Source organism: Pelagimonas varians, from assembly GCF_003208435.1.
In the GTDB taxonomy this organism is placed as follows: Bacteria; Pseudomonadota; Alphaproteobacteria; order Rhodobacterales; family Rhodobacteraceae; genus Pelagimonas; species Pelagimonas varians.
In genome coordinates this window covers 193921-206171 of the sequence record NZ_QKMF01000007.1, presented here as the reverse complement: position 1 = coordinate 206171, position 12251 = coordinate 193921, and the positions used below count along the sequence as shown (strand labels likewise).

Genomic DNA, 12251 nt, shown 5'->3' with positions numbered 1-12251 from the left:
ATGCCCATTGCCCCGATGCCCGCAATTTCCCCTTACAACCGGCTCGGCGCTGCCTATATTCAAGGTATGAAACATTTAGCAGCCCCCGTTCTCGCCCTGTCCTTGATCGCCAGCCCCTTGGCCGCGCAAGACGAAGAACCCCCGTCTTTGATGGAGCAGGGAGCGAAACTTTTCCTAGAAGGTTTGATGAAAGAAATGGAACCGGCGCTGCAAGAACTGGAAAGCATGACGGACGAAATAGAGCCGATGCTGAAGGATTTCGCGGCGCAAATGGGACCAGCCCTGACCGATTTGATGGGGAAAGTCGAAGACTGGAGCGTGTATCACCCGCCAGAAATGTTGGAGAATGGTGATATTATTTTGCGCCGGAAAACGCCAGAAGAGATCCAGAAGATCGAAGAAGCCAACCCAGAGATCGATCTGTAACCGATTAGACGATTTCCATCTGATGTTGGTCAGCGGACAGCGTGGCTGCAAGGGTGTTGAAGCGCGCTTCGGTGACTTCGCCGTACAAAAGAGCTGCGTTTTCCGACAATCGAAGGGTCAAGCGGCGCTGCTCTGGATCCCAACGTAAATGCGCCTCTTCCTTGGTCAGTTTTTCCATCCAAAGCATCGCCCCGAACCGTAAAGCTTTGCCAAGAATTTCTGCTTCTAATTGGTCTTCTTGATCGAGCAGATCGAACAACTCTTCAAAATGGGTGCCTTCGCGTTTGTTGCGATAGCGGTGCAGTAGCGCAATGCCCAAGAACACCCGTTCAGAATGCTTCAGTCCACCCAAATTGGCGCGCGTGGCGTTGTCAAAACAGATTTCTGCCCGATAGTCTGGATGCGCGCGCCAACTGACATCATGTAGCAAACAGGCGGCTTTGAATAGGCGGCGGCGCGGAATATCTGCATTAGGAAACAGGGGCTTGACGAAATCATAGAGGCGCTTGCCAAATCCGGGAATACGGGCATCTTTGGCCTCGGCAAAACGGCAGGCTTCGATCAGTGGATCACGGTGGCGCAGCTCGCCGGACATCTGTTCATAGAGCATGCCTTCACGAATCCCATAGCTGGAAATCGCGATGTCCTTGGGATTGAAATTATCCAGAAGTTCTCCCAAAACTTCGGCGGCATATGGCAGCAATTCCCAGCGGGTTGATGAAATTCCACAGGTTTTGCGTAGCTCTTCCGAGTCGTTGTCGTTGAGATAGGCAATGGTTTTTGTGACTGCCTCGGCGCTCATCCGGTATTCATGCAAGACGTGAAGGGGATAGTTACGGCGCTGCATATCCACTTTGGCCAAGGCCCGCCAGCTGCCGCCCACAAGAAATAGACGGTCCCGTTGCGCGCCCATATGCGCCACAAGGTCCTTCATAACGGATTTGATTTCAGCAAGTCTGGCCGGTTGTCCGCCATCGATGTCGCGCAATTTCAAAGGGCCAAGCGAGGAGCTGATGCGGCGGCCAACTTCGCCGTCGTGAATTTCCGCCAGTTCCATCGATGATCCGCCAATGTCGCAAATCAATCCAAAAGATCCGGGCCAACCGAGCAAGACGCCCTGTGCAGACAGCCGTGCCTCTTCAACACCGTCAATGACCCAGACCTTAAGACCGGTCTCATCCTCGATCTGTTTGCGAAAGGCAGGGCCGTCTTTGGCTTCGCGCATGGCGGCGGTGGCGACGACCGTAAGTGGTGCAAGGCTCATCCCGTCAGCAAGGCATTGAAAACGCTTCAGGGCAACCAAGGCCCGCTGCTTGCCCTCGGGGTTCAAAAGGCCCGTTTCATTCATACCTGCGCCAAGACCGCAGAGAATTTTTTCGTTGAAAAAATAGGCCGGACTGCGGGCCGCACCATCAAAAACCACCAAGCGAACAGAGTTGGATCCAATATCAACCACACCTACGCGCGACAAAGCACGTGATTTCGGGTCATCAAACAACGGGCGGCCGTAGTGGCTCCAGTCATCTTGCGGAAGGGTCTCTTGCATGGTCCATTCACCCCCGGGCTTTTCGCCATATGGCCTGATGAACTGCCGGGGGTCAATCACTTGAAACAACCCAGTTTTGACGCATCAGGATAGATGCGTGTTTCGGGTTATCGGAAAAGGGCCAATAGAGTCTGCGGGGCGCTGTTGGCAATGGACAAGGCTTGGGTTGCCAATTGTTGTTGCACCTGCAAAGCCTGCATTTTTGCGGATGCTTCCTCAAGGTTGGTGTCGGTCAGTTTCCCGATGCCCATCTTAAGGGTGTCCGAGAGTTGGGACACAAAATTCGATTGGGTTTCTATCCGTCCTTGGTCCGATCCGAAGGCGGCAGCGGCTTCGATGGCAATGCCCATCAATCCTTCCATACGGCCCAGGGCCTCATCCGCACCGGCGGCTGTTGAGACGTTCAAAGTTCCCAAGTCTTCTAGCCCACCGCCCATAGTGCTGCCTGCATCAGCGCCTAACTGATTGATACTAATCGCTATCGTGTCAGCCGCAGAGGTTGAGGAGGAGGACGCATTGATACTGGACCCTGAAAACTGCAGGTTCAGGACTTCGGGATCATGATCGTTGCTATGGGCAAAGGCTTGCCACTTTTTGCCAAGTGCATTTATGACATCGCCCATGGTGTCGCCGTCACGCGCAACATAGCTCATGTCGCCGGCGGCCATTTCAGCCTGTGTTTCCGAAGCCGCTGCGGTGGACCGGTAATCGGCAGGATCAAAGGCTGAACTGTCTGCATCTGTGCCAAACACCGACAGTGAAAACACGGCCCCTGCTTCGGCAGTCAGGCCGCTGGCATCGATTGTGGCGGTTTGGGTTGCGGTCAGCGTCGCGGCGGCAGCGCCTGCGGCATATGTGCCGCCCGTGGCTGCAATGGTAGACGCGTCGGTGCTCAGATCCCGTTTGCGCACACTTAGGGATGTGGTGGACACGCTGCCTGATGTACGATCAATAGACGCCATAATGCTGATACTGCCGGTGCCAGCCGTTGCGTCTTTGTTTTGCAGCAAATTTAGGCCGTTGAACTGCGCCATGGCCGAGATGTCATTGATCTGCGTTGTCAGGGCTTCGATGTCAGCTTGGATTTTGCTGCGATCTACGTTTTCCTCTTGGGCGGCAACGACTTTGCCTTTGATGTCGGTCATCAAGTCGGTGATAGTCTCTGACGCTTGTCTGGCCACTGCCACGGTTGCGTCGCCAAGGCTCAGGTTGTCTGAGATGGTTTTAAAGCCGACAACATCCGCTTCCATGGTTTTGGAAATCGCCCAGATGGCGGAGTTGTCCCCGGATTGCTGTACTTTTTTGCCTGTCGCAATTTCGACTTGGGTGGTGCTGATTTGATCGTTAATTGATCGCAAAGTCTGGAGTGCCGCAGTGGCACCGTGGTTGGTATGGATACTCGACATGGGTCTCGCCTCACTATGGGTCAAAGGCGTTTTCACGCCAGAGCCGCAATTCACACGGCAGTCCTAGCGTCTTCTGACGAATGCAGTCCCAAACCACGGGCTGCGCCACTTGTTAATAAGTGCGCTGCCAATGTGCCCAAGCGACGTTAATTGGTCTTTAACGTTTCGCGGCACTGCGGTGATCATTTTGAGGCATAAATGAGGCAGGAGGGCGTTTTTCCCCCGAAAACCCGGCCTGTCGGGGCCGGGAGGTTTCACGCTTGATCAAGGGTTTTGTTGCAAAGCGCGCAACTAGTCGCCATGCGTTAACTTTGGCACATCTTTGGCGACAGCCGATCCGCGACCCGATAGAGACGGGTTTTCCATAAAGAACTTGTGGCAGTTAAAGGGTTTTTCGCCCTCTGGTACTGCGTGGCGGTTGAATTTTCCGTCCGGTTCCATCACCCAGCTCTGGGCCGTGTCGGCCAGATTTGCCGCCATGACCTGACTGACAATCTGCGCTTTGACGGTGGCATTTTCGATCTCGACCCCGGTTTCGACGCGGCGGTTCAAGTTGCGCCCCATCCAATCGGCCGAGGACATAAAGACCCGAGCCTTTTTGTGTGGCAGCCCATAGCCGTTGGCAAAGCAGACTATGCGCGAATGCTCCAGAAACCGGCCAACAACAGATTTGACACGGATGTTTTCGGACAGTCCTTTGACACCGGGCCGTAAACCGCAAATGCCGCGCACCACGCAGTCAATCCTGACACCGTCCTGAGACGCGGCATAGAGCGCGTCGATGATTTCAGGCTCGACCAAGGAATTCAGCTTGATCCAAATCTGTGCGGGGCGGCCGGCACGGGCATGCTCGGCCTCTGCGTTGATCAGATTAATCATCCCAGACTTCAGGGTATGCGGAGAAATCAACAGGTTATCCAGCGTCGCAGGACGGGCATAACCACTGAGGTAGTTAAAGATCTTGGCTGCATCGCGCCCGAGGGACGTATCGCAGGTGAAAAAGCTGAGATCGGTGTAAATCTTGGCTGTAATCGGGTGGTAATTGCCGGTTCCCCAATGGGTATAGGTGACCAGCTTGTCACCTTCGCGCCGCACTACGCTTGAGATTTTCGCGTGGGTTTTCCAATCGAGAAAGCCATAAACCACCTGCGCACCCGCCCGTTCAAGGCGGCGCGACTGACGGATATTGGCGGCTTCGTCAAAGCGGGCTTTCAGCTCGACAAGGGCAGTGACGGATTTGCCGTCTTCAGCGGCTTCGCACAGGGCTTCGACAATCGGGGATCGGTTCGAGGTGCGATAAAGCGTCTGTTTGATCGCCACGACATTGGGGTCCATTGCCGCCTGCCGCAAGAAACGCACAACCATATCAAAGGTTTCATAAGGGTGGTGCAGCAGCATGTCTTTTTGCTTGATGGATTCAAACATGTCACCATCATGGTCCTGAACCCGTTCGGGCACCCGCGGTGTAAACACCGGCCAGAGCAGATCAGGGCGTTCGTCGATGACCAGCTCCTTGGTATCGGCGATGCCGATCAGGCCTTCTTGCTGGATGACTTCTTCGGGCTCAACATGCAATTCGCGCATGACAATGCCGCGTAATTTCTCTGATGCGCCTGCAGTGACTGTCAAGCGGACCACTTCGCCGCGCCGCCGCCGTTTAAGGGCAACTTCGAATTCGCGCACCAGATCTTCGGCTTCTTCTTCAACCTCAAGGTCGCTGTCGCGCAAAACCCGAAATCCGAAATGATCCTTGCATTTGTAGCCGGGAAACAGCCCGTCGATATGGAGCAAAAGCACGTCTTCGAGCAGGATAAATCGGTATTTTCCGGTGTCGGCAGGCAGCTTCATGAACCGGTCGATTTGCGCCGGAATCGGAAGCAAAGCTTGCAAAGACTTCTTGTCTTTGGTGCGTTCCAATTGCAGGGCCAGACAGTAGCCCATGTTTGGAATGAATGGAAACGGGTGGGCAGGATCAATCGCAAGTGGCGACAACACCGGAAACACTTGATCCAAAAAGGCATCGCTTAGAAATGCAATGTCAGATTCGGACAGCCCGTCACGTGTGACGATTTCGATGCCTTCTTTTTCCATCCCTTCGCGAAGTTCAACAAAGACTTGTTGCTGCTTGGCCATCAAGCCGCGCGCGTCTTCGTCGATCATCACCAGTTGTTCGGCTGGGCTTAGCCCGTCAGCAGCGGGGGTGGTGTTTCCCGCGCGGGCCAATTCGCGAAGCCCTGCTACGCGGACGGTGTAAAACTCGTCCAGATTGGTGGCCGAAATTGACAAAAACCGCATCCGCTCAAGCAAAGGGACGCCGGGGTTTTCCGCTTCTTCCAAAACCCTCCAATTGAAGCCAAGCCAGCTTAGTTCGCGGTTATAGAAACGACCGGGCCCAGTGATATCCAGTTCAGGAAGATCAACGGCGTCGGACAGCGGGGAAGTCAGGAAATCAGCTTTGCTCATACGCTCTTATGCACGATGTTTCGCAAAGTTTTAATGACATGAATCACTTAACCTTGCGTTTGTGCGTTTTCCTTTTCAAAATCGGCGAGAACCTGAATCGCAAGTGGGCGATTTACGCCGGATGTGCGGGTCAATGCTGCGCGGTCTAAACGCTCCACAATCAGCCGGGCTGACCCGTAACTGCGTGGCATTTGGCGCAGAAGGTAGGGAATCACATCGCTGGCGGGCACGATCTGGCGATCCGAAAACAGTTTGATCAAGAGCGCCGAGAGCAGCATATCATCAGGGCCGGACAGCGCCGCTGACTGCGCCGCCAATATCCGGCTTGTCAGATCAGGCAGGTGGAGCGCCCAAAGATTGGGGGCCGCAGCCCCTGTAAGCATCAGCGAATGGCCCTGTGCCAAAACAAGATTGTGCAGGTGAAACAGCGCTTCTTCCGCAAGGGCGACCCCTGCGATTTGGTCAACGTTTTCGATGCAGATATTTGTGTCGGCCAAAGTCGGAATATCAGCGTATACCAGTTCTTGAGCGGCAATGATGCGGGCACCAGACAGGTTGGCCCAAACATGCGCCATATGGGTTTTTCCCGAACCTGCGGGGCCATATAGAACCATCTTGCGTGATGGCCATTGCTGCCAGCTCTCAATCAAAGCCACGGCGATGGCGTTGGATTCGCTGACGAAAAAGTCTTCTCTTCCCAGCGCCGTCAAAACCGGCAAGGGGATTTGCAATTGCTCAAGCAACATTAGGATTCCTTGCTAAGATCGGCGCTTGGTTCGGGGTTTTCATCGTGGCCATGGTCAAGTCCGCGATACAGCAGGCTGGCCGTATACTGCCCCGTGGCAAAACGTGCAAACACACCGATGGCGGCAGCCAGAGGAACGGCAATCAGCATACCGACAAAGCCGAACAACGAGCCAAAGACAGACAATGCCAAGAGCAGCCAAACAGGGTGCAGCCCAACAGACTGGCCAACCAGTCGCGGCGTCAAAACGTTGCTTTCCAGCACTTGGCCGACCATGAAAATCGCGGTGACAGCAAAGATACTTGGCCAGTCGCCCCAAAACTGGAACATCGCCAACCCAATGGCCAAAGCGCCGCCGACCAATGCGCCAACATAGGGAATAAAGGTCAAGATTCCGGCAACAACACCGACGACGAGACCGAAATTCAGCCCGACCAACCACAGTGCCGCTGCGTAAAAAATCCCTAAAATCAGGCAGACAGAACCCATACCGCGCACAAAGCCAGCCAGAACGTTGTCGACGTCTTTGGCCAGCATCCGCAGTGTCGGTGCATGGTCCCGTGGTACCAAGGCATCGATCCGCGCTATCATGTTGTCCCAATCCAACAGCAGGTAAACCGCCACAACCGGTGCAATCAACAACACGACGACAATGCTGAACAAGGAAATAGCAGAACTGAAGATTGTGCTGATAACCTCTGCGCCGTGTTCCTGAATAGACTGACCGATTTTGGTTAGTGTTTCACGGATGACGTTGTCTTCGTTCATCAATGTCGGAAAGCGCTTGGTAATGAATGTTTGGAGATCATTAAAGGCTTCGGGAGCGATCTGAACCAAAGCTGTGGCCTGACGGATCAGGGTCGGAATCACCGCCAGAATAATGACAAAGAACGACATTGCCGATATGACGGCAATCAGGCCGGTTGCGGCTGTGCGCGACAAGCCAAGCCTCTCAAGGCGATCTGCCACAGGATCAAGAAAATACGCAATCGCACCGCCAATTACAAAAGGCAGCAACACGTCGCCGAGGAACCATAGCATCAACGTAAAAAACGCTGTGGCTATTCCCCAGTATTTCACCTGATCACGAACCGGCAGTGCCATTTGATATCCTCTTCTTGCCCCTACATCGCGCGGTTGCGCCAGTGTTTCAAGTGTTCTCGGCTTGGAACGGGGGAATGTGGCGGCGTGGCGACCCCTGTCTGATCGAATTGTGCATTTGGCGCGGGTAGGGCCCTTGTCGGACTGGCAATTGGCATGAAAGATGTATCAAGGCCGGCTATACGCGCGGCACGCCCTTGCCAAGCGCGGCAGCATAGCTCAAAACCGCTGGGACTCGTATATCAAGGGACATATCGATGCGCCTTTCCCGCTATTTTTTGCCGGTTCTCAAAGAAACACCTTCCGAAGCCCAGATTGTCAGCCACCGCTATATGCTGCGCGCTGGCATGATCAAACAGGCAAGCGCCGGGATTTATTCCTGGTTGCCTTTGGGTCTGAAGGTTTTGAAAAAGATCGAAAACATTGTTCACGAAGAACAAGAACGTGCCGGACATATTCCGGTGCTGATGCCGACCATTCAATCGGCTGATCTGTGGCGCGAAAGTGGCCGCTATGATGATTATGGCGATGAGATGCTGCGCATCAAGGACCGCCATGGCCGTGACATGCTGTATGGTCCAACCAACGAAGAACAGATCACCGACATTTTCCGTAGCCATATCAGCAGCTACAAAGACCTGCCGCTGACTTTGTACCAAGTGCAGTGGAAATTCCGCGACGAAGTGCGCCCGCGGTTTGGGGTGATGCGTGGCCGTGAATTCTTTATGAAAGACGGCTACAACTTTGACCTCACCAAGGAGGACGCGCTGCACGCCTACAACCGCCATTTGGTGAGCTACCTGCGCACCTATGAACGCATGGGCCTTCAGGCGATTCCAATGCGCGCGGATTCGGGGCCTATTGGCGGCGAAGACACGCATGAGTTTTTGGTTCTTGCCGATACGGGCGAATCCGAAGTCTTTTATGACAGCGCGGTTACAGACCTGACTTTTGGCGACCGTGAAATTGACTATGATGACGTCGCTCAGTGCCAAGGCGTGATGGAAGAGTTCACCACCAAATACGCCCGTACCGATGAAACCCATGACGAAGCTGTTTTTGCAGAGGTGCCAGAAGAGCGCCGCCGCACGGCACGCGGCATCGAAGTTGGTCAGATTTTCTACTTCGGCACCAAATACTCCGAAGCGATGGGCGCAACCGTTCAAGACAGCGATGGTAACAAAGTTCCGGTGCATATGGGATCGCACGGAATTGGTGTCTCGCGTTTGCTTGGGGCGATTATCGAAGCCTCGCATGACGACAAGGGCATCATTTGGCCTGAAGGCGTGACGCCATTCCACTGCGGAATTGTGAACCTGAAATCCGGTGACGACGCGGCCGATGCGGCCTGTGACGAGATCTACAATGCCTTGACCGCCTTGGGGCTTGAACCCTTGTTGGATGACACCAAGGAACGCGCAGGCGGCAAGTTCGCCTCGATGGACCTGATTGGCCTGCCATGGCGGATCACTGTTGGCCCGCGCGGGTTGAAAAACGGCGTGGTTGAACTGACTTCGCGCCGGACCGGCGAGAGCGAAGAGCTGGCACCAGACGCGGCCATTGCGCGGATCGCCGAGATCTACGGTATATCTGCGGGTTAAGGCCGGAGTTTTCCCCCTGACAGAACGCCCGGCCTGATTTAGGCTGGGCGAAAACGACAGGGTGTGAGCATGGTTCTTCGCGTATTGGCAATGACAGGCGGGCTGTTTAGCGCGGTTGGCCTGTCGCAATTTCCCGAATTTTCACAACAGTATATGCAACGCCTCGGCGGCGCTGCTGAGGAAATGAACACCATCGTTTCCCAATATTCCGCGGATGCAGCTGCGGCACATATGAGTTTGGACACTTATGTGGACACCCTTTCGAAAGAGGGCCCACTGAGCCAGACACAGGCCCGCAACATGCAAGATCACATCAACCGCCATGCCTATCTGACGACAGCTTTGGAACAGTTAAACGGGGCAGGGCCGTTTATGCGGGCACGATTGGCGGCCTATATGGGCGATCGGGATGTGGCACAGCAGGCCTTTGAAATCTATAAACCTGCGGTCCCGGCCACATTCGAAGGTGCGGTGTTTGCAGGAACCGGTTTTTTGGCGGGCTGGTTGGGCCTGACCGTCGTTTTTGCAGTCTTGGCAGGTCTTTGGCACAGCGTCACCGGATTGTTCCGGAAACGCGCAAGGTAGCAGTCGCTGACAGTTAGATTACCGCCTGAACTTCTGTGACAATACCGCTAACGACCTGTTTCAGCAGGGCCGGATCTTCGCATTCCGCCATGACGCGGATCAACGGTTCGGTGCCTGATTTTCGGATCAACAACCGGCCCTTGCCGACCAACTGTTTTTCCGCATCTGTGATCGCAGTTTTCACTGCGGTATTGTCCAGCGGCGTTTGACCTGCGCTGAACCGCACGTTCTCAAGAAGCTGCGGCACCGGAATAAAGCTGCGCGTCAACTCTGATGCGGGGCGTTCACTGCGCACCATTTCAGCCAGAAACTGCATACCGGCCATCAACCCGTCGCCCGTGGTTGCATAGTCGGTCATGACAATGTGGCCGGATTGCTCGCCGCCTAAATTCCAGCCGTTTTTGCGCATGGCTTCGACAACATAGCGGTCACCGACCTGCGTGCGTTCCAATCGCAGCCCTTTGCCTTGCAAAAAGCGCTCAAGCCCGAGGTTCGACATAACGGTGGCCACCAAAGCACCGCCAACCAGTCGCTCTTCTTCGGCCCAGCGGGCGGCCATCAACGCCATGATCTGGTCACCATCCGCGATCTGGCCTTTTTCATCAATCAAGATGATGCGGTCGGCATCGCCATCCAGACAGATCCCGACATCGGCACCGTTTTCGATCACGGCTGCCGCAGCTTTTTGCGGTTTGGTTGACCCGCAACCGTCATTGATGTTCAGGCCGTTCGGCTCAACCCCCAGAGGGATCACCGTGGCACCAAGTTCCCACAAGATTTCAGGTGCAGTGCGATAGGCGGCCCCATTGGCGCAATCCACGACAACCTTGATCCCGTCCAGACGTAGACCAGAAGGCAGGGTGCTTTTGACCCGCTCTTGGTAGCGTGAACGCCCGTCATCGATCCGCTTGGCGCGGCCAATGTTCTCAGGATGGGCGGGACGCACACCGCTTGTGACCAGCGCTTCAATTTCGGCTTCGACGGTATCAGACAGTTTGAAACCGTCGGGGCCAAAAAACTTGATGCCGTTGTCGGCGGCGGGGTTGTGACTGGCGGAAATCATGATGCCCAGATCCGCGCGCATCGAGGGTGTCAAAAGACCCACGGCAGGCGTAGGAACCGGACCCAGCAACAAAACATTCATGCCCGTAGAGGTCAGACCGGCCGTTAGGGCATTTTCAAACATATAGCCCGAGAGGCGGGTGTCTTTGCCGATCACAACCCGGTGCACTCCGCCGCGTTCGTTGCGAAAATAGCGTCCGACAGCGGCCCCAAGCATAAGGGCCATTTCGGCAGTCATTGGAAAACTATTGGCGGTTCCACGGACCCCGTCGGTCCCAAAAAGCTTACGTGTCATAGTCTTCTCCTTGCCAAATGGCTTTCCACACATCCACGGCCTGCGCCGTTTCGGCAACGTCGTGAATGCGTAGTATTTGAACGCCCTGATTGATCGCAGCCAGTGCTGTTGCAATCGATCCCGGCATCCGGGCAGTCGCGGGGACTGCGCCAGTTATTTTGCGTATAAAACCCTTGCGCGATGCCCCAAGCAAAATGGGACAGCCAAGGCCGTGAAAAAGTGAAATACCGTTTAAAAGAGCTAAATTATGCTTCAGGCTTTTACCAAAGCCGATGCCGGGATCAACAATGATTTGATCCCGCGAAATTCCCAATTCACCCAGCATTGATATCTGAGCATTGAGAAAATCAAAAACGTCCAACAACACGCAATCGTAGTTCGGATCTATCTGCATGTCCTGCGGTTCGCCTTGGGAATGCATGATGCACACAGGCAAATTGTTTTGAGCGCAAAACCGGGGTAGCATACGGTCATAGGTAAAGCCCGAAACATCGTTGATAATGCTTGCACCTGCCAGCATTGCGGCTTCGGCGACGCTGGATTTGCGGGTGTCTATAGAGATCGGCAGGGGCTGATCAAACTGCACCGCGCGAATGACCGGCTCAATGCGGGCGATTTCAGCCTCGGCCGGAACGGGGAGCGCGCCGGGGCGGGTGCTTTCGCCGCCGATGTCGATCAGATCTGCGCCTTGCGTGGCCATTTCTATCGCCCGTTGCAGAGCACGTGTGGCGGTGTTGTGTAGCCCGCCATCCGAGAAACTGTCAGATGTGACGTTCAAGATGCCCATCAGGCGTGGTTGATCGAACCTGATGCCGGCAATGTCAGCGCGCGGGGCGCTAATTGCGCTTAGCCATTCGCTTGGCACCGCGTCCAGATCGACCACCGTGTGGCTGTCATCATCGCGTCGGTGCATCACTGCGTGCGTGAACCATCCTGCAGCGCCAGCAACCTGAAGCGCATTTTCGGGACGTGGAATTTCAAATCTTACAAGGGGGCGGTAATACTCGTTCATACGTCTTCC

The 12251-nt window shown here is 55.0% G+C and carries 10 protein-coding genes; 3 read left to right on the top strand and 7 right to left on the bottom strand.

The window, feature by feature from the left end; all coding sequences use genetic code 11:
• Positions 1–426, top strand: a complete 426-nt coding sequence (locus C8N36_RS11845) for a hypothetical protein (protein ID WP_306456912.1) — start codon at positions 1–3, stop codon at positions 424–426.
• A 4-nt stretch (positions 427–430) separates the two neighbouring features.
• Here the strand turns inward: C8N36_RS11845 and C8N36_RS11840 are convergent, their stop codons facing one another.
• The 5 genes from C8N36_RS11840 to C8N36_RS11820 all read right to left on the bottom strand — a co-directional run bounded on the left by C8N36_RS11840 (position 431) and on the right by C8N36_RS11820 (position 7690).
• Entirely contained in the window at positions 431–1972 is a 1542-nt protein-coding gene (locus C8N36_RS11840) for a Ppx/GppA family phosphatase (protein WP_097804684.1), read from the bottom strand.
• Positions 1973–2079: 107 nt separating this feature from the next.
• A complete protein-coding gene (locus C8N36_RS11835) occupies positions 2080–3378 on the bottom strand; it encodes a flagellin N-terminal helical domain-containing protein (RefSeq protein ID WP_097804500.1) in 1299 nt (432 codons plus the stop codon).
• 291 nt (positions 3379–3669) lie between these two features.
• The gene (locus C8N36_RS11830) at positions 3670–5841 is read right to left on the bottom strand and encodes an RNA degradosome polyphosphate kinase (protein ID WP_097804501.1); all 2172 of its coding nucleotides are present in this window, start codon (positions 5839–5841) and stop codon (positions 3670–3672) included.
• A gap of 47 nt (positions 5842–5888) precedes the next feature.
• Positions 5889–6587, bottom strand: a complete 699-nt coding sequence (locus C8N36_RS11825) for a P-loop NTPase family protein (RefSeq protein ID WP_370739144.1) — start codon at positions 6585–6587, stop codon at positions 5889–5891.
• Entirely contained in the window at positions 6587–7690 is a 1104-nt protein-coding gene (locus tag C8N36_RS11820; protein WP_097804502.1) for an AI-2E family transporter, read from the bottom strand. The genes C8N36_RS11825 and C8N36_RS11820 overlap by 1 nt, the downstream gene beginning before the upstream one ends.
• 254 nt (positions 7691–7944) lie before the next feature.
• Between C8N36_RS11820 and proS the strand changes: the two genes are divergently transcribed.
• Together proS and C8N36_RS11810 are read left to right on the top strand one after the other, a co-directional pair.
• Positions 7945–9288 (top strand): proline--tRNA ligase, encoded by a 1344-nt coding sequence (proS, locus tag C8N36_RS11815; RefSeq protein WP_097804503.1) that lies wholly within the window; start codon positions 7945–7947, stop codon positions 9286–9288.
• 69 nt (positions 9289–9357) lie between these two features.
• Positions 9358–9873, top strand: coding sequence for a DUF2937 family protein (locus C8N36_RS11810; RefSeq protein WP_097804504.1), 516 nt, complete (start codon positions 9358–9360; stop codon positions 9871–9873).
• A 13-nt stretch (positions 9874–9886) separates the two neighbouring features.
• Here C8N36_RS11810 and glmM read toward each other — a convergent pair whose 3' ends face one another.
• Entirely contained in the window at positions 9887–11230 is a 1344-nt protein-coding gene (gene glmM, locus C8N36_RS11805) for a phosphoglucosamine mutase (protein ID WP_097804505.1), read from the bottom strand.
• A complete protein-coding gene (gene folP / locus C8N36_RS11800; protein ID WP_097804506.1) occupies positions 11220–12242 on the bottom strand; it encodes a dihydropteroate synthase in 1023 nt (340 codons plus the stop codon). Before folP ends, glmM begins: the two co-directional genes overlap by 11 nt.
• Positions 12243–12251: the final 9 nt, after the last annotated feature.